Origin of the sequence: Nonomuraea sp. NPDC050790, from assembly GCF_044456745.1 — a bacterium.
GTDB lineage: Bacteria > Actinomycetota > Actinomycetes > Streptosporangiales > Streptosporangiaceae > Nonomuraea.
In genome coordinates this window covers 24,296-42,277 of record NZ_JBITGF010000008.1, presented here as the reverse complement: position 1 = coordinate 42,277, position 17,982 = coordinate 24,296, and the positions used below count along the sequence as shown (strand labels likewise).

15 protein-coding genes are annotated in these 17,982 nt (G+C 73.4%); 9 read left to right on the top strand and 6 right to left on the bottom strand.

Features of this window, described 5'->3' with window-relative positions; translation table 11 throughout:
• The first annotated feature begins 3 nt into the window (after nt 1-3).
• The 4 genes from ACIBEJ_RS36430 (at nt 4) to ACIBEJ_RS36415 (ending at nt 5,862) form a co-directional block, all read left to right on the top strand.
• Nucleotides 4-1,107: a glycerate kinase gene (locus ACIBEJ_RS36430; RefSeq protein ID WP_397187477.1), complete on the top strand. Its 1,104-nt coding sequence runs from the start codon at nt 4-6 to the stop codon at nt 1,105-1,107.
• Nucleotides 1,108-1,385: 278 nt separating this feature from the next.
• Nucleotides 1,386-1,736: a hypothetical protein gene (locus ACIBEJ_RS36425; RefSeq protein WP_397187476.1), complete on the top strand. Its 351-nt coding sequence runs from the start codon at nt 1,386-1,388 to the stop codon at nt 1,734-1,736.
• Nucleotides 1,733-3,202: a multicopper oxidase family protein gene (locus ACIBEJ_RS36420; RefSeq protein WP_397187475.1), complete on the top strand. Its 1,470-nt coding sequence runs from the start codon at nt 1,733-1,735 to the stop codon at nt 3,200-3,202. The genes ACIBEJ_RS36425 and ACIBEJ_RS36420 overlap by 4 nt, the downstream gene beginning before the upstream one ends.
• 191 nt (nt 3,203-3,393) lie before the next feature.
• Nucleotides 3,394-5,862, top strand: coding sequence for a chitinase C-terminal domain-containing protein (locus ACIBEJ_RS36415; protein ID WP_397187474.1), 2,469 nt, complete (start codon nt 3,394-3,396; stop codon nt 5,860-5,862).
• Nucleotides 5,863-5,899: 37 nt separating this feature from the next.
• Here ACIBEJ_RS36415 and ACIBEJ_RS36410 read toward each other — a convergent pair whose 3' ends face one another.
• Nucleotides 5,900-6,388, bottom strand: a complete 489-nt coding sequence (locus ACIBEJ_RS36410) for a hypothetical protein (RefSeq protein WP_397187473.1) — start codon at nt 6,386-6,388, stop codon at nt 5,900-5,902.
• Between the two features lie 151 nt (nt 6,389-6,539).
• On the opposite strand from ACIBEJ_RS36410, the gene ACIBEJ_RS36405 reads away from it, so the two are divergent.
• Both ACIBEJ_RS36405 and ACIBEJ_RS36400 read left to right on the top strand, forming a co-directional pair.
• Entirely contained in the window at nt 6,540-6,998 is a 459-nt protein-coding gene (locus ACIBEJ_RS36405) for a hypothetical protein (RefSeq protein ID WP_397187472.1), read from the top strand.
• Between the two features lie 80 nt (nt 6,999-7,078).
• Nucleotides 7,079-8,110, top strand: coding sequence for a medium chain dehydrogenase/reductase family protein (locus tag ACIBEJ_RS36400; RefSeq protein ID WP_397187893.1), 1,032 nt, complete (start codon nt 7,079-7,081; stop codon nt 8,108-8,110).
• A gap of 118 nt (nt 8,111-8,228) precedes the next feature.
• Here the strand turns inward: ACIBEJ_RS36400 and ACIBEJ_RS36395 are convergent, their stop codons facing one another.
• Nucleotides 8,229-9,251, bottom strand: coding sequence for a 2-oxoglutarate and iron-dependent oxygenase domain-containing protein (locus ACIBEJ_RS36395; protein WP_397187471.1), 1,023 nt, complete (start codon nt 9,249-9,251; stop codon nt 8,229-8,231).
• Nucleotides 9,252-9,496: 245 nt separating this feature from the next.
• A complete protein-coding gene (locus ACIBEJ_RS36390; RefSeq protein WP_397187470.1) occupies nt 9,497-10,864 on the bottom strand; it encodes an MFS transporter in 1,368 nt (455 codons plus the stop codon).
• Nucleotides 10,865-10,950: 86 nt separating this feature from the next.
• On the opposite strand from ACIBEJ_RS36390, the gene ACIBEJ_RS36385 reads away from it, so the two are divergent.
• Nucleotides 10,951-11,703 (top strand): AraC family transcriptional regulator, encoded by a 753-nt coding sequence (locus ACIBEJ_RS36385; RefSeq protein WP_397187469.1) that lies wholly within the window; start codon nt 10,951-10,953, stop codon nt 11,701-11,703.
• 12 nt (nt 11,704-11,715) lie between these two features.
• Here ACIBEJ_RS36385 and ACIBEJ_RS36380 read toward each other — a convergent pair whose 3' ends face one another.
• Complete coding sequence (locus tag ACIBEJ_RS36380) at nt 11,716-12,036, bottom strand: hypothetical protein (protein WP_397187468.1); 321 nt, start codon at nt 12,034-12,036, stop codon at nt 11,716-11,718.
• Between the two features lie 181 nt (nt 12,037-12,217).
• Between ACIBEJ_RS36380 and ACIBEJ_RS36375 the strand changes: the two genes are divergently transcribed.
• On the top strand, nt 12,218-13,165 hold the full coding sequence (locus ACIBEJ_RS36375; protein ID WP_397187467.1) for a GNAT family N-acetyltransferase: 948 nt from the start codon (nt 12,218-12,220) through the stop codon (nt 13,163-13,165).
• A gap of 82 nt (nt 13,166-13,247) precedes the next feature.
• A complete protein-coding gene (locus ACIBEJ_RS36370) occupies nt 13,248-14,492 on the top strand; it encodes an MFS transporter (protein ID WP_397187466.1) in 1,245 nt (414 codons plus the stop codon).
• Here the strand turns inward: ACIBEJ_RS36370 and uvrA are convergent.
• A complete protein-coding gene (gene uvrA / locus ACIBEJ_RS36365; protein WP_397187465.1) occupies nt 14,431-16,845 on the bottom strand; it encodes an excinuclease ABC subunit UvrA in 2,415 nt (804 codons plus the stop codon). The two genes, ACIBEJ_RS36370 and uvrA, sit on opposite strands and share 62 nt — an antisense overlap.
• Nucleotides 16,846-16,855: 10 nt before the next feature.
• Nucleotides 16,856-17,980, bottom strand: coding sequence for a winged helix DNA-binding domain-containing protein (locus ACIBEJ_RS36360; RefSeq protein ID WP_397187464.1), 1,125 nt, complete (start codon nt 17,978-17,980; stop codon nt 16,856-16,858).
• Nucleotides 17,981-17,982: the final 2 nt, after the last annotated feature.

Sequence of the window (17,982 nt, the reverse complement as noted above, 5' to 3'; positions counted from 1 at the left end):
GCGATGTCCGTGCTGATCGCGCCCGACAAGTTCAAGGGCTCGCTGACGGCGCGTGAGGTGTGCGCGCACCTGGCGGCCGGGATCACCGGGCGCGCGCCCGGCACCCAGGTCGCCGCACTGCCCGTGGCCGACGGCGGCGAGGGCACGTTGGAGGCGGCGCTGGCGGCCGGGTTCCGGCGGGTGACGGTCCACGCCGAGGGGCCCGACTCGCGGCGGGTCGCCACCTCCTACGCCGAGCGCGACGGCGTCGCGGTGGTCGAGCTGGCCGACGTGTCCGGGCTCGGCCGCCTGAGCGGCCCGCCCGTCCCGAGGACCGCCACCAGCTACGGCACCGGCCAGGTCATCGGGGCCGCGCTGGACGGCGGCTGCCGCAGGATCGTGCTCGGCCTGGGCGGCAGCGCCTGCACCGACGGCGGCGCGGGACTGGCCGAGGCGCTGGGCGCCCGGCTGGCCGGCGTCACCGGGCGCGGCGGCGCGGCGCTGTCGCGCATCGAGCGGCTCGACCTGTCGCGGCTGCATCCCCGGCTGGCCGAGGTGGAGATCGACATCGCCATCGACGTCGACAACCCCCTGCTCGGCCCGTACGGCGCCGCCGCCGTCTACGGGCCGCAGAAAGGCGCCACACCCGGCGACGTGGCCGACCTGGAGACCGCGCTGACCCGCTGGTCGGAGGCGGTCGCCGCGGCCACTGGGGTCGACGCCGCCTGCGTACCCGGCGCGGGGGCCGCGGGCGGCGTCGGCTACGCGGGCCTGGCCATCCTGGGCGGGAGGCTGCGTTCCGGGATCGACCTCGTGCTCGACCTCGTCGGCTTCCCCGAGCGTCTGGCGGCGGCCAAGCTCGTGGTCACCGGCGAGGGCTCGCTCGACCACCAGACCGCCCGCGGCAAGGCGCCCGCGGGGGTGGCCGCGCGGGCGGTCGCCGCGGGCACGCCGGTCGTCGCCGTGGCCGGGCGCTCGCTGCTGCCTCCCGCGGCGGTCGAGCGGATGGGCTTCGACCGCGTCTACCCGCTCAGCGCGCTCGAACCGGACGGCCGGCGCTCGATGGAGCGCGCCGGCGCACTGCTGGAGCTGGTCGGCGGGCAGATCGCCGACGACTGGCTCGCCTGAACGCCCGGCCGGGCGGACCCAGCGCCCGGCCGGGGCACCGCACACCCGGCCGGGTCACCCCCACCGCCCGGCCGGGCTCTACCTCGCGAAACCGGCCGCACGCACCCCGGAGAACCGGGCGCACCCGCGCCTGGGCGGCGGACCGGCTGGGTTTCGCGGCTCGGGGGAAGGTACAGCTCTGGCTGTAGCGGGCGGCGCGGGCGTCGTACCGGGGGAGTAGGCACGGCATCACCGCTCGTGGGACGTCCAGGCGGCGGGGCTGGACGAGGATCTCGGGCATGAGGTTCCTGCGTGTCACACTCACCCTGCAAACCCTGGTCCTGCTGATCCAGGCGATCACCGCCGGCATGCTGCTGTCGTCCCCCGGCGGCCGGGCCGCGCACTCGGTCACGGCCATCGCCGTCGTGGCCGTCGTGCTCGTCAACCTGGTCGCCGCCCTGGTCGCGCGGCAGCGCGCGATGATCGTGCCCGCGGTCGTCATGCTGCTGCTCACCCTGGCCCAGATGGCGCTCGGCATGGCCCACATGAAGACGCTGCACGTGCCGCTCGGCGTGCTGATGTTCGGCGGCAGCCTGGTGCAGACGGCACAGATCTGGGCAAGTCGCCGCACGGTCCCGGCGGCGGCGTGAACGTCTCACGGCGGCGGGCGCTGCGGCTGCTCGGTCTCGGGGCGGTCGCGGCGCTGGGCGCCTCGGGCTGCTCGCTGACCGGGAGCACGCCACTGCCCAAGATCCTCGCCAGTACGGCTCCGCTGCCCCGCCCGTTCGCCGTGCCGCTGCCGCTGCCGGCGGTGGCGAAGCCGTACCGCAGCGACGGCACCACCGACTACTACGAGCTCGTCCAGCGCGCGGCCGAGGCGGAGATCTTGCCGGGACTGCGCACCCCGATCTGGGGCTACGACGGGAAGTTCCCCGGCCCCACCGTCCGGGCGCGCAGCGGCCGGCGGACCGTCGTGCGGGTGCGCAACAACCTGGCCGCGCCGACCGTCACCCATCTGCACGGCGGGCACACCCCGCCGGAGTCCGACGGGTTCCCCACCGACCTGGTGGGGCCGGGCACCCAGCGCGACTACGTCTTCCCGCTGGAGCAGCGGGCGGCCACGCTCTGGTACCACGACCACCGCATGGACTACACCGGCCCGCAGGTCTGGCGGGGTCTGGCCGGGTTCTTCCTGGTGGGCGACGAGGAGGAGGCGGCGCTCCCGCTGCCCTCCGGCGAGCGGGACGTGCCGCTGATGATCTGCGACCGCGCCTTCCACACCGACGGCACCATGCCCTACCCGGCCCGTGACAACGGCCCCGGCGCCCGCGAGGCGTTCATGGGCGGCCTGATGGGCGACGTCATCCTGGTCAACGGCGCCCCGTGGCCCGATCTCGCGGTCGACCGCGCCCGCTACCGGCTGCGCCTGCTCAACGGCTCCAACGCCCGCACCTACGAGCTCGCCCTGCCGCCCGGCGGCACGATGGTGGTGATCGCGAGCGACGGCGGCCTGCTGGCCGCCCCCCACCCCGTCGAGCAGGTACGGCTGGCGCCGGGCGAGCGGGCCGACGTCGTGGTGGACTTCGCCAAGTACCGGGTCGGCGAGCACGTCGAGCTGCGCAACCTGCTCGGCGAGGAAGGCCCGCAGGCGAAGGTGATGCGGTTCACCGTGGCCCGCGAGGCCCGCGACGACTCCGCGATCCCTCAGACGCTGTCAAGGATCGAGCGCCTCGACCCGGCGCGGGCCGCGGTGACCCGCGACTTCTCCTTCACCAGCGGCAGCCTGCACGGCCACACCGGCTGGATGATCAACGACAAGCCGTTCGACGTGCGCCGCGTCGACGCCAGGCCCAAGCTCGGCCAGGTGGAGGTCTGGCGCCTGACCAGCGACGTCTCCCACCCCGTGCACCTGCACCTGGCGCCCTTCCAGGTGCTGTCGGCCGGCGGCGAGCCCCCCGCGGGCCCCCTGGCCTGGAAGGACACGGTCGAGCTGCGCGAGGCGCAGACCGTGGAGATCATCACCAGGTTCACCGGCTACCGCGGCCGGTACGTCATGCACTGCCACAACCTGGAACACGAGGACATGGCCATGATGAGCACCTTCGAGGTGGTGTGAGCTTCGGGGTGGGGTATGCGTAGTCCGCCTCCCGGGGGACCCATCCGTCCAGGACCTTAATTATTTGGAAACTTTCCTAAAAGAAAGCGTTGACGCGCCTGGTGAGAGGCCCTAACTTCGCGCTCAAGAGCGCACTTTCACCCCCTGGATGGCGAACCATGCGTAACCGAGCGCGTCTGTCCTTAGCCGCTGTGGCGGCCTCGATGGCCCTGGCCGCGGCGACCCTCGCGGGCACCGCCGCGGCGGCCGTCGATCACGAAACGTGCCGCCCCGACGGGCTCTACCGCACGCCCGGCGTCAGCGTCCCCTACTGCGCCGCCTACGACGAGCAGGGCCGTGAGTCCATGGGTGCCGACCACCCGCGCCGGGTGATCGGCTACTTCACCGGCTGGCGCCACGGGCGCAACGGCCAGCCCGCCTACCTCGCCCAGAACATCCCCTGGTCGAAGATCACGCACATCAACTACGCCTTCGCCCACGTGGGCGCCGACAACAAGATCTCGGTCGGCGCCGACTCGCCGGGCAACGCGGCCACCGGGATGGCGCTGGCGGGCAACGACCCGGCCCTGCCGTACCAGGGGCACTTCAACGCGCTGACCACGCTCAAGAAGGCCAACCCGCACGTCAAGACGCTGATCAGCGTGGGCGGATGGGCCGAGACGGGCGGATACCTGGACGCGAACGGCGACCGGGTGGCCTCCGGCGGCTTCTACACGATGACCGAGAGCCAGGCCGCGATCGACGCCTTCGCCGACTCCGCCGTCGCCTTCATCAGGAAGTACGGCTTCAACGGGGTGGACATCGACTACGAGTACCCCACCTCGATGAAGGACGCGGGCAACCCGGCCGACTGGCAGATCGCCAACGCCCGGCGCGGCAGGCTCGTGCAGGGCTACACGGCGCTGATGCGGACGCTGCGCGACCGGCTCGACCGGGCCTCGGCGGCGGACGGCAAGTACTACCAGCTCACCGCGGCCGTGCCCGCCTCCGGCTACCTGCTGCGCGGCATGGAGACCTTCCAGGTGGCCCAGTACCTGGACTTCCTCAACATCATGTCCTACGACCTGCACGGCGCGTGGAACGAGTTCGTCGGCCCGAACGCCGCCCTCCACGACGACGGCAAGGACGCCGAACTGGCCAAGTGGGGCGTCTACACCACCTCCCAGTACGGCGGCATCGGCTACCTCAACACCGACTGGTCCTACCACTACTACCGCGGCGCGCTGCCGCCCGGCCGGATCAACATCGGCGTGCCGTACTACACCCGGGGCTGGAAGAACGTCACCGGCGGAACCAGCGGCCTGTGGGGCAAGTCGGTCGGTTCCACCTGCCCGACGGGGCTGACCTCCTGCGGTGACGGCGCCACCGGCATCGACAACCTGTGGCACGACAAGGAGAACGGCCGCGAGGTCGGCGCCGGATCCAACCCGATGTGGCACGCCAAGAACCTCGAACGCGGCATCGCCGGCTCCTACCTCGGCGCGTACGGCGTGACCGAGGGGATCACCGGCACCTACACCCGTAACTACGACGGCACCCTCGTCGCCCCCTGGCTATGGAACAGCGGCAAGAAGGTGTTCCTGTCCACCGAGGACGAGCAGTCGCTCAAGGCCAAGGCCGAGTACGTCAGGGACAAGGGCCTGGGCGGCGTCATGATCTGGGAGCTGGCCGGCGACTACAAGTGGACCGGCAGCGAGTACTTCATGGGCGACACGCTGACCACGCTGGTGCACGACACGCTGAAGACGGCGGCGCCGTACACCGCGACCAGGGCGAAGGCGGCGCTGCCCGCGGAGAAGATCGACGTGGCCTTCGCCGCCGAGCAGTTCCCCGTCGGCGACAGCAACTACCCGATCAGCCCCAAGCTCAGGATCACCAACAACTCGGCGCTCACGCTGCCCGGCGGCACCGAGTTCCAGTGGGACTACTCGACCTCCTCGCCGCCGAACGCCAAGGACCAGTCCGGGTTCGGGCTGCGGGTGATCAGCAGTGAGCACACCGGGGCCAACAACATCGGCGGGCTCAAGGGCGACTACCACCGCGTCTCGGTGAAGCTGCCGGCCTGGCAGACGCTCGCCCCCGGCGCCTCGGTGACCATGGACTACGTCTACTACCTGCCCGCGCCCGGCCCCAACAACTTCACCGTCACCTTCGGCGGCAAGAGCTACGGCGTGGTCCAGGACCTGGCCCGCGGCGGCGTCGTGGTCACCCCGTCGCCGACGCCCACGGTCACGCCGACCGGCGGGACCTGTTCCGACCCGGCGTGGGAGGCCGGGAAGGTGTACAACGGCGGCCAGCGCGTGTCCTTCGGCGGCCGTGCCTACGAGGCGCGCTGGTGGACGCAGGGCAACCAGCCGGGCACCAACGACGTGTGGCGCGACCTCGGCGCCTGCTCCGGCGGCGGCACCCCGACCCCGACCGCCACCCCCACGCCCACCGTCACCCCGACTCCGACTCCGACCCCGACGGTCACTCCGACCGTGACGCCCACCCCGACCCCGACCATCACCGGCGGCCCCCAGCAGTGGACGCCCGGCACCACCTACGCGACCGGCGCCATGGTGGTCCACCAGGGCATCACCTACCGGTGCAGGCAGGGGCACACCGCCCAGGCCGGATGGGAACCCACCAGCGCCACCGCGCTCTGGCAGCGGATCTGACCCGAAGGGCCCGGCCCCCCGGTCGGGCCCTTCCCGGCTAGCTCACGCAGTCCTGCCCGGACACGGCGATCGACAGTTGTTCGAGCCTGCCCTTGTCGGCGAAGAAGGTGTAGAACGCCTTGTTGTTGCCCGGCACCCGCACGTACGCGTTCAGTCCCCGCGGCGTCTTCAGCTTCGGATAGGCCGCCCTGACCTGCCGCATCGTGGAGCCGATCCCGATGCCCTCCGGCGTCCTCATGCCCTTGCCGGCGAAGATGACGGCCACGCCGCGCTTCCTGGAGATGTAGAGCCCGACGCTGTCCTTGCCCGTCGGGTGGGACTTCAGGTCCCAGCCGGAGCAGGCGCTGTGCCGGTCACGCCACTTCAGGGTGATCTTCCCGGTCGCGCCGGCCCGCTTGGCGCTCATCCCGAGCTTGACCTTGCCGTAGCCGTACGGGCCCAGGGTGGGCTTGGCGGTCTGGGCGAGGGCGGGCGTGCCCGCGAGGAGCATCGCCCCTCCGGCCACTGCCGCGATGAGCATCTTCATGGTGTCCTTCCCGTGGCGTCTGCTTGCCGTACCTCTGGTTGGAGTGCCCTGGGCGCGAAGAGGTTCGTCGGCAGGCGGGTTGAAGCCGCGGTGCAAGCGGTGACTGATCGACTGGCGGCCTCGGGACGGGCCTGCGGTGTGAGGATGGGCGATGGGATCGACGGTGTTCGGGACGGCCGCGGTGATCGCGGTGATCGTCGGCCTGGTGTTGTTCTTCAGGCTGCGGCGCGAGCCGCGTACCCGGGTGGGGGCCTACGTCAGCGCGGCCATCCTGTTTCTGGGCGCGGCGGTGCTGGGCATGGGCGCGATCTCGTTCGCGAGCCTGGAGTCGGTGGCGCTGCGGAGCTTCTCGGCGGAGGAGCGGGCGGCGGCGCTGCCGTGCCGGGCGGCGGTCCTGGGCGCCGAGCAGACTTCCAACAAGCACAACGGCCGCTATGTCTGGCTGCTGCGGCTGCGCGTGAGCCCGCGGAACGGGCAGGCGTACGAGATCGAGCGTACGGCCCGGCTCACCTCGTCCATGGGCGAGCGCCTGAGCAGGGGAGACGCCGTGCTGCCCTGCCTGGCCGACCCCGCCGACCACACCGGGATCGAGATCTCCGCCCTGGACTGAGCACCCCTGTTGACGTTTGACCTCCTTCGTGTTGTTATAGATTCTAACAAACACGAAAGACACTAACCATGGGGGTCGTGATGAACTCCGAGGAACTCGTCGAGGTCGTCCTGCCGGGCAAGGTCGAGCCGGAGGGGCTGCGGATCAGGCGCGGTGAGGTTCCGGCGCCCGGTCCCGGCCAGGTGCTGATCCGGATGGAGGCCACCGGTGTCTCCTTCGCCGAGCAGCAGATGCGCCGTGGCCGCTACTACGACCAGCCGGCGTTCCCGTTCGTACCCGGATACGACCTGGTCGGCACGGTCGCGGCCACCGGCGAGGGCGTGGACCCCGGCCTGGCGGGCACCCGTGTCGCCGCGCTGGTCAAGGTCGGCGGCTGGGCCAGCCACGTGCTGGTCGCGGCGGCCGACGTGGTGCCGGTGCCGGAGGGGATCGGCGCGGCGCAGGCCGAGACCCTCGTCGTCAACGGCATCACCGCCTGGCAGATGCTCCACCGCAAGGCCCGCGTCCGCGCCGGGCAGGCGATCCTGGTGCACGGCGCCAACGGCGGCGTCGGCTCGGTTCTGGTCCAGCTCGCCCAGGCGGCCGGGGTCCGTGTCATCGGCACCGCCGCCGCCCGCCACCACGACGCCCTGCGCGCCCAGGGCGTCGAGCCCGTCGACTACCGCGCCGGCGACGTCCCCGCGCGCGTGCGCGCCCTCGCCCCCGGGGGCGTGGACGCCGTCTTCGACCACGTCGGCGGTCATGGCATCGTCGACTCGTGGCACCTGCTCGCCCCCGGCGGCACGCTGGTCTCCTACGGCAGCGCCTCCACCCGCGACGACGAGGGGTCCAAGCAGTGGCCCGTCCTGAAGCTGCTCGGCCGGGTCTGGCTGTGGAACGCCCTGCCCAACGGGCGCCGCGCGTACTTCTACAACGCCTGGGCCGGGCACGCCCTGGCCAGGGGCCGCTTCCGCGCCCGGTTGCGCGCCGACCTCACCCAGGTCTTCGCCGCCTTCCAGCGCGGCGACATCACCGCCAGGATCGCCGCCCAGCTCCCGCTCACCCGCGTCGCCGAGGCCTTGCGCCTGGCCGAGTCCGGCACCGTCGCCGGAAAGGTCGTCCTCACGCCGTAGCGCGATTACGGCTCCCGCCGTGGCGCGAAGCCGTGTTTGATCGCGGGCGCGACGCACGCCGTGGCGCGAAGCCGTCCCTGATCGCGGGCGCGACGCACGCCGTGGCGCGGACCGTCCCTCAGTGCGGGTACGGCTCCCGCAGCCGCTCCAGCCGTCCCTCCTGGCGGATGCGCAGGGTGGCGGCGCGCTCGGGGTAGCAGCGCATGAACATGTTCGTGAAGTGCGTGCCGTAGTGCAGTGGCGGACCGCCGCACGGGTCCTCCAGGGCACGGCCGAAGCCCGGCTCGTGGAAGTAGGCCATCGCGAACCGCTCCCGCTCGGCCAGCTCCACCTTGTGCGGCGTCGACAGCACGAAACCGCCGGTCAGGAACTGCAGGATGTCGCCGGGGAACACGGTGAACACCCGCGGCACCGGCCGGACGAACGTCCACGGCGGCTCGTTGCCGTACATGCCCGCGGTGCTCTCCGCCTCCAGCCAGTTGCGCGGCCGCTTCTCGCCCTCGACGGGCGGGCGCACGTACAGGCCGCCGACCTCGTCCTGCGCGGCGATCACCAGCATCCCGTAGTCGGTGTGCGCGCCGATGCCGCGCGCGTGGTGCCCGGTGCGCGGCGGGAAGCGCAGCACCCGCAGATGGTGCCAGCCGCCCTCGGTGTACGCGGTCAGCGCACCGGGCCCGCCCATCCCGAGACCCAGGGCGGCCAGCCGCAGCAGCCGCTCCCCGATCGAGCCGAGCACGGCCGTGAGCGCCTCCATCCGCCGCTGGTACGCCGGTCCCGGCCAGGGCACCGGGCCGTGGCACGGCCAGCGCCCGCGGACCCGGTCGTCGTGGACCGGCACGTCCGGGCAGACCGTGAAGATCTCGGCGTAGTCGGTCGCGCCCGCGGTGACCTCCTCGCCGGAGGCGACGTAGCCGCTGTAGCTCAGGTCGGTGACGTAGCTTGACTTCTCCGCCGGCGGCAGCGCGAAGAACTCCCTGCTCGCCTCGAACGCCGCCAGCGCCGTCGCGTGCTGGTGCGCGGTGGCGGCGACCTGGAAGATGCCGTCCCTGCGCCATGCCGAGACCATGCCACGGCCGAGCTCCCGATCAGCCCGGGACCCCGTGACGGTCTCCGGCAGGGCGAAGGTGGTCAGGTCGAACATCTCATCCCCCTTGCTGGGCCGGTGTGCGATTCCGGCCACCTGTACGCACCAGGCCCCCGCCGAAGCCGCCCGTGGCGCACCGCCCGCGCCCAGCGGTCGAACCCACGCGCCGAACGGCACCACCCCGCCTTTTCCAGAGCGAGCCGCTGTCAAGCGGACTGGACCGGCAGACGGCGCCCGTCGGGGTTCGCGGGGCTGGACCGTTGGCGGCCGTCGGGGCGGGGGAGTCAGCGGGTTGGACGGGCTCAGGCGGGGGTGTTCGCGGGCGGGCCGTACCGGCTGGGGCGCAGGGCGGTGGCGACCAGGACGGCGGCGAGGGCGACCAGCGCGGCGCAGGCGGTCAGGGCCAGGGTGAAACCGCCCTCGCCCTGCCGCGCCGCCAGCGTGACCAGCGACGCCACCCCCACCGCGCCGCCGACCTGCTGGACCGAGGTGAGCATCGCGGACCCCACGCCCGCGTCCTGCGCGGTGGTGCCGGTGACCGCGGCCGTCGTCAGCGCGGGCAGGCTCAGGCCGCACCCGAGGCTGGTGACCAGCATCCCCGGCAGGACGCCGCCGAGATAGCCGTCGCCCGCGGCCACGCCGGACAGGAGCAGCAGCCCGGCCGCGCTGATCGAGAGGGCCACGAGAAGCGCCGGGCGTGTCCCGAGCCTGGCCACGGCCCGCGAGGACAGCCACATCCCGGCCAGGATCCCGGCTCCGTAGGGCAGGTAGGCGAGCCCGGCCACCAGCGGGCCGTAACCGAGCCGCGTCTGCAACTGGATCATCAGCAGGAACGCCATGGCGTAGAAGGCCGCCGAGAAGAGCAGGGTCGCGACGTTGGCCACGGCCCGGATGCGCACGGCCAGGAAGGACAGGGGCACGAGCGGCTGCGCCGTACGGGACTCGATGGCCAGGAAGGCGGCCGTGAGCAGCGCGGCCAGCAGCAGCGGGCCGAGGACCTCCACCGAGGTCCAGCCCGCGTGCTCGGCCTGGAGCAGGCCGTACACCAGGCTGAGGACCGCGGCGGTGCCGACCAGCGCGCCCGGGAGGTCCAGGCGCGCCCCACCGGCGGCCCGGCTCTCGCCGACCAGGCGGGGGAGCAGGACGAGTGCCACCGCCGCGACCGGCAGGTTGATCAGGAAGATCCACCGCCACGAGGTCAGGTCGGTCAGCACGCCCGAGATCACCAGCCCCATCGTGCCGCCCAGTGCGGCGATCGCGCCCCAGACGCCGAGCGCGCGGGCCCGCTCACCCTCGCCCGGGAACGACAGCGTGATCAGCGACAACGCCGCCGGGCTGGCCAGCGCGGAGCCCATGCCCTGCGCGAACCTGGCCGCCACCAGGTGCCAAGGCTCCTGGGCGAGCCCGCACAGCAGGCTGGCCAGCCCGAACACCGCCACCCCGATCAGAAACGCGCGCCGCCTGCCCAGCAGGTCCGCGGCCCGCCCGGACAGCAGCAGGAACCCGCCGAAGGCCAGGAAGTAGGCGTTGACCACCCAGGCCAGCCCGGCGGCGGTGAAGCCGAGGTCGGCCCGGATGGCGGGAAGGGCGACGTTCACCACGGTGTCGTCGAGGACGAGCATGAACTGCACGGCGCACAGAACGGCCAGCGCAGAGGTTCTTCTGGTCACCCCGACGACGCTAGGCGCGGGCCGCGGATGGCCGCAATCCGCGACGAGGCCAGGTGATATCGCGTTGAGGACATACCCTGGGCGGCATGAGGACCGAGGTGCCGCCCGGCGTGGGCGCGATCGTCGTCGGGCACTTCCCGCTGTCGTCGGGAGAGTGGATCCCGCCGCACACCCACACCCATCACCAGATCGCCTGGACGCGGCGCGGGGTGGTCGCGGTGGCCGTGGAGGACTCCCACTGGGTGCTGCCGCCGACCGTCGCGCTGTGGATACCCGCCGGGGTCGAGCATCGCACCGGCGCGACCCGCGACGCGGTGCTGTGCGGCCTGTACCTGGCGCCGGAGCGCTGCGTGCTGGACTGGAGCGAGCCCACGCCGGTGGGGGTGGACGGGCTGCTCGCCCACCTGTTCGCCTATCTCGGGCGGGACGACCTGGCCGACGGCCCGCGGCTGCGCGCCGAGGCGGTCGTGCTCGACCTGCTGGCGCCGCTGCCCGCCCTGCCCATCGACGTGCCGGGACCGCGCGACGACCGGGTGCGCGCGGTGGCCGAGGCGCTGATCGCCGACCCGGCCGACGCGCGCGGCCTGGAGGCCCACGCGCGGGCGGCGGGGGTGAGCCGGCGCACGCTCACCCGGCTGTTCGTCCAGGACACCGGGATGAGCTTCGAGCGCTGGCGCACGCATCTGCGGCTGCGGGCCGCCCTCCCGCTGCTGGCGGAAGGGCGGCCCGTCTCCGCGGTGGCGCGGGCGGTGGGGTATGCGACGGCCAGCGCGTTCCTCGCCGCCTTCCGCCGCACCGTGGGGACCTCACCGGGTCGCTACCTCAACGCGGAGTCCTGAGTACGCCTACTCCTAGACCGAGTACTTGCAGATCAGCGACTGGGCGCCGCCCTGCGCGTAGCCGAGGTAGGTGTACGTGGGGTTGAACCACTGGCAGGCGGCGGGGGCGCTGCCGCTGCCGGTGTAGACCAGGTTGGGGGTGGCCCACTTGTAGCAGGCGAGCCAGCCGTTGTAGAAGCCGACGGTGGACTGGACGTTGACCTTGGCGGCGCAGTATTCGCCGAGGGAGAGCGGGCTGTACGTGACGTCGATCGGGCCCGCGGCCTGTGCGGGGGCGGTGGACACGGCGAGTGCGCCGAGACAGGCCAGCGCGGCCGTGGCGATAGCGAGCACGCGACGGGGCATACAAAACCTCCAGGGGGCTCTGAGCTGCGTTGATCGCAGTATTAATTAGGAAACCTTCCTATGCAATGGGCTTTCTGCCGAGGCTTCACGCTGTGTTGGCCGCGGTCAGATCCGCGCCGCCCGCCCCCGCGGCCGTCACCTGGCCGGGGCGCGGCCTAGGGTGGTCGGCATGCAGTACAAGATCCAAGGAGGAGCACCGCCGCCCGAGGAGTGGCACGCGGTGGTGGCCGCGTCGCTGGGGCACGACCTTCCCGGGCAGCCGGTGCCGACCCGCGCGGAGCTGACCGCGACGCCGTTACACAGCCGCCGCCCGGTCTGGACGGCGGCGGAGCCCGGCGGGGCGGTGGCGGGGGTGGCGGCGCTGCGGCTGTTCGAGGCGCCGGGCATGGACCACCTGAGCGCCCTCGACCTGCACGTGCGGCCGGAACGACGGCGTACGGGCGCAGGGTCGCTGCTGCTGGAGCGGGCGGTGTCGGCCGCACGATCCGAGGGACGGCGGGCGATGATCACCGCCACGGCCGAGGGCGGCCCCGGCGACGCCTTCTGCGCGGCCCGCGGCTTCCGGCACGTGCTCACCCTCCGGCACCTGCTGCTCGACCTGGCCCAGGCCGACTGCCGCGCGGCCGACGCCGCGCCGCCCGGCTACGACCTCGCGTTCTGGACGGGAACGGTCCCCGACGGCCTGGCCACCGCCTTCGCCGAGGCCAAGAACGCCATGAACGACATGCCCACCGGCGACATGGACTACGGCGGCCGCCAGTGGGACGCCGCCGCCGTCAGGGAGATGGCCCAGGCCGTGGCCGGGCGCGGCGACACCCTGCTGACCCTCGCCGCGCTGCACGGCGAGACCATGGCCGGCTACACCGAGATCGTGATCAGGGCGGGGGACGCCCGCCGCGCCGCCCAGTACGACACCGCGGTGGTGCCCGCGCACCGCGGGCGCGGCCTGGGCCTCTGGCTCAAGGCGACGATGGCGGCCAGGCTGCGCTCCGGCCACCCCGGCCTCACCGAGATCGAGACCGACATCGCCGACGACAACGTCCACATGCGGGCCGTCAACGAGCGCCTGGGCTACCGGGTCCACCGCACCACGCACGAGTACCAGCTCGACCTGTAGGGGGAAGGTTGCACATGCGCGAACACACCGTCGCCGGACCCGACGGCGCGACCGGGCCGCGGGTGGCCCCGGACACCGGCAGGTGACCGCCCAGGCGGACCTGCGCCCCCTGTGGCGGCGGCGCGACTTCACCGTCTTCTGGGGCGCCCAGACGCTGTCGGTCGCGGGCGACTCCTTCGCGATCATCGCCGTCCCCCTGCTCATCCTCAGCGTCACCGGCTCCGTCGCCCAGATGGGCCTGCTCACCGGCCTGTCCGGCGCCGCCGGCGTCGTCGCCGGGATCTTCGCCGGCGTGCTCGTCGACCGCCTCGACCGCCGCAAGCTCCTCATCGGCTGCGACATCGCGCGCTGCCTGCTGTACGCCACCATCCCGCTGGCCTGGCTGAGCGGCCCCAAGGTCTGGCTCCTGTACGCCGTCCTGCCGCTGGCCGCCGCCGTGGGCATGGTCTTCCAGGTGGCCTACGTCTCCGCCGTGCCCACCCTGGTCGGCGAGGACCGCGTCACCGAGGCCAACGGCAAGCTCTACGCCACGGCCGCCGCCGCCAGCGTCCTCGGCCCCATGCTGGCCGGCGTCGTGGCCGGCTGGCTCGGGCACACCGCGGCGATCGGCATCAACGCCGTCGGCTTCGCTCTGTCCGCGATCGGCGTCTATCTGGTACGGCTGGCCCGCCACGAGCCGCCCGCTGTACGCGAGAAGCCGTGGCGGGAACTGGTGGCGGGGGCGGTGTTCCTGTGGCGTCAGCCGGTGCTGCGCGCGCTCACGGTGCTGCTGTCGTTCTTCATCTTCCTGACCCTCGGCCTCACCGACATCGTGATCTTCCGGCTGAAGCACGACCTGGGCCAGCCGGAGGCCGTCGTCGGCGTGGTTCTGGGCGCCGGGGCGGTCGGCACGATGATCGGGGCGACGGCGGTCACCAGGCTGCGCGGGCGGCTCGGGTTCGGCCCGGCGTGGATCGGCGCGCTGGCCGCGGCCGGGCTGGCGGTCGCCGCCATCGGGTTCATCGGCACCGTGTGGGGGATCGGCGTCGCCATGGGGTTCTACCTGGCCTGCGTGAGCGTGGCCGGGATCTGCAGCCTGTCGCTGCGCCAGCAGGTCACGCCCGCCCATCTGCTCGGCCGGGTCACCTCGGCGTTCTGGACCATCCACTACTCGCTGGGGCCGCTGGGCGCGGCGGCGCTGACCTGGGGCGCGGGCCGGTACGGTTCGACGCCGGTGTTCGTCTTCGCCGGCGTGAGCTGCCTGGCGATCGCCGCGGCGGCGCTGTTCACCCCTGCCCGGCAGCGCCATCCTGAGCGGTCAGCCGCGCCGCCAGGAACGGACCCGTGACGCTCGCCCCGGCTCCCGCGACCGAGCGCGGCGGGCCCGAAGCCACCACCCGGCCGCCCGCCGCGCCGCCGCCCGGACCGAGGTCGACGACCCAGTCCGCGCGGGCCACCACGTCCATGTCGTGCTCCACCAGCACGACCGTGTTGCCCGCCGACACCAGCCCGTCGAGCTGGGCCATCAGCCGGTCCACGTCGGCCGGGTGCAGGCCGGAGGTCGGCTCGTCCAGCACGTACAGGGTGTGGTCGCGGCGCACGCGCTGCAGCTCGCCGGCCAGCTTCACCCGCTGCGCCTCGCCGCCCGACAGCGTCGTGGCCGGCTGCCCAAGCCGCAGGTAGCCGAGGCCCACCTCGGCCAGCGTGTCCAGGCTGCGGGCGGCGGCCGGCAGGTCGGCCAGCGCGGCGCGGGCCGCGTCCACGGTCAGGTCCAGCACGTCGGCGATCGAGCGCCCGCCGACCAGCACCTCCAGCGTCTCGGCGTTGTAGCGGCGGCCGTGGCAGACCGGGCACGGCGCGCCGGCCCCCGGCAGGAACAGCATCTCGATGGAGATCTCGCCCTCGCCCTGGCAGTTCTCGCAGCGCCCGCCCGGCACGTTGAAGGAGAAGCGCCCGGCGTCGTAACCGCGCTCGCGCGCCGCCGGAGCCGCGGCGAACATCTTGCGCACCGCGTCGAACAGCCCCGTGTACGTCGCCAGGTTCGAGCGCGGCGTGCGGCCGATCGGCTTCTGGTCCACGCGGACCAGGCGGGCCACCTGCTCCAGCCCGCTCGCCTTCACCGCGGGCTCGCGCCCCTCCAGGTGCGCCTCCACCGCGGCGGTGAGCACGTGCGTCACCAGCGTCGTCTTGCCCGAGCCCGACACGCCGGTCACCGCGGTGAACGTGCCGAGCGGGAAGCTCGCGTCGACCTCGCGCAGGTTGTGCAGGGTGACGCCGCGCAGTTCCAGCCAGCCCGACGGCATCCGCGGCGTCCTTTGGGCCGGGGGACGGCCGAACAGGTAGCGCCGGGTGACCGACGCGCCGACCTCGGCCAGGCCGGGCACCGGTCCCGAGTACAGGATCCGGCCGCCGTGCTCGCCCGGTCCGGGGCCGACGTCCACGATCCAGCCGGCCTGCCGTACCACCTCGAGGTCGTGTTCCACCACGAACAGCGAGTTGCCCGCCTCTCGCAGCCGGCGCAGGGCGGCGACCAGCGCGCGCGTGTCGGCGGGGTGCAGGCCGGCGGAGGGCTCGTCGAGCACGTACAGCACGCCGAACAGGCCCGAGCGCAACTGCGTGGCCAGCCGCAGCCGCTGCAGTTCGCCCGCCGACAGCGTGGCCGTGGTGCGGTCGGCGCTCAGGTAGCCCAGACCCAGCTCGGCCATGGTCTCGACGCGGGCGCGCAGGTTCTCGGTGAGGGCCCGCGCGGCCTGCGCCCGCGCCCCGTCCAGGCAGGGGTCGGCGGCGAGGGCCTCGGCGAGGTCGGTGAGCGGCAGCGCGGCCAGTTGCGTGATGTCCCTGCCGCCGAACCGTACGGCCAGCGCCTCCGGCCGCAGGCGCCGCCCCGCGCAGACCGGGCACGGCGAGGACACCAGGTGCCGCTCCGCCTTGGCCCGCAGCGCGGCGCTCTTGGTCGTGGCGTAGGTGTGCAGCACGTACCGCTTGGCGCTGGCGAAGGTGCCCTGGTAGGGGCGGGTGATCCGGGCGGCGTCGCGGACCGGGTGGATGGTGACGACGGGCTGCTCGTCGGTCATGAGGATCCACTCGCGCTGCTCGGCGGGCAGCTCCCGCCACGGGCGGTCCACGTCGTAGCCCAGCTCGGCCAGGATGTCGCGGTAGTTCTTGCCCTGCCAGGCGCCCGGCCAGGCGGCGATCGCGCCCTCGCGCACGCTCAGCGACGGGTCGGGGACCAGGCTCTCCTCGGTGACCTCCTGCACGGTGCCGAGCCCGTGGCAGTGGGGGCAGGCCCCGGCCTGGGTGTTGGGGGAGAAGGCGTCGGAGTCGAGCGACGCGGCGCCCGGCGGATAGTCGCCGGCGCGGGAGAAGAGCATGCGCAGCACGTTCGACAGGTGGGTGACGGTGCCGACCGAGGAGCGGGTGCTGCCGCCGCCGCGCGCCTGCTGGAGCGCGACCGCGGGCGGCAGGCCGGTGATGTCGCCCACCTTGGGCGCGCCCGCCTGCTCGATGAGGCGGCGCGCGTAGGGGGCCACGGACTCCAGGTAGCGGCGCTGGGCCTCGGCGTAGACCGTGCCGAAGGCCAGCGACGACTTGCCCGAGCCCGACACCCCGGTGAACACCACGATCTCGTCGCGCGGGGCGTCGAGGTCGACGTGGCGCAGGTTGTGCTCGCGGGCGTCCCTGACCCGGATCATGGAGTCCATGGCGTCCAGGTTATGCGTGCGGGCCCACCGTGACCTGGCCGATCGTCAGCGTGGGCGTGCCCTCCATGATCTCGCCGATCCTCGCGACCTGCTCGTCCAGCTCGTCGCGGTGGGCGCGGGAGAGGGGTTCGAGCGTCTCCAAGGTGACCGCGATCTTCTTCCCGGAGCGCCGCTGGTGCCACACCCCGCCGACGATGCCGTCCAGCAGGACCAGCGGATAGTTGCCCGCCTGCCCCCTGGCCAGCGCCCGCTCGAACGCCCGGCCGGGAAACAGCAGCTCGCGCGGCTGCCCGGCGATCGTGTACGCGTCGAAGTACGGCAGCAGCCGCACCCCCTGCGCGGGAGCCGCCGGCGCCCCGCTGTCTCCGGCCAGGACCCACGCCCTGCCTCCCGCGTAGGCCACCTCCTCCAGTTCCAGCTCGCCGAACGCCTGGCTCGCCCAGCCGACCGGCGTCCCCAGCCAGCGGGCGAACTGCTGCGGCGTGGCCGGGCCGTAGGCGTGCAGGTACGCCGCGGCCAGCGCACCGCGCCCCGGGGCGGGCTCGAAGGCGGGCGGGGCGGTGAAGGTGACCTTCCTGCCCCGGTTCGGCCCGAAGCACAACGCGCCCAGGTGGGCGGCGTGGGCCACCGCCTGCCGCCAGCGTGGCCACATGTCCTGGAAGGCGGGCATGACCTTGTCCCCGGCCCACGGGCCCGTCTCGGCCACGATCGCCTCGCCGAGCTCGTCGATCGTCAGCACCGCGCCGGTCAGGACCCGGCGCATCGCCCCGACGACCTCCTCGGTCTGGGCCGGCGTCAGCCGTACGCCCTCGGGCATGACGTTGTGCGCGGGCGGGATCGTGGACAGCGCGCCCACCCACATGGGCAGGTCGCGGGCGGCCAGCAGGTGGACGGTGCCGCGCGGCCCATAGGTCTTGACCAGGCCGCCGTCCTGCCACAGGGCCTTCTGCACGTCGGTCCTGGTCGCGCCGTCCATGCGCAGGGCCAGCGAGTGCTCGCCCGCCGACAGCACCTGCGCGTGGACGCCGGCCATCGCCGCGGCGAGGTCGGCGGGGGTGGCGTCCTTGACCGGGTCGGCCAGCCCTTGACGCAACAGCCGCCGCGCGCTGACCTCAGGCCACGAAAGTTCCTTCATAA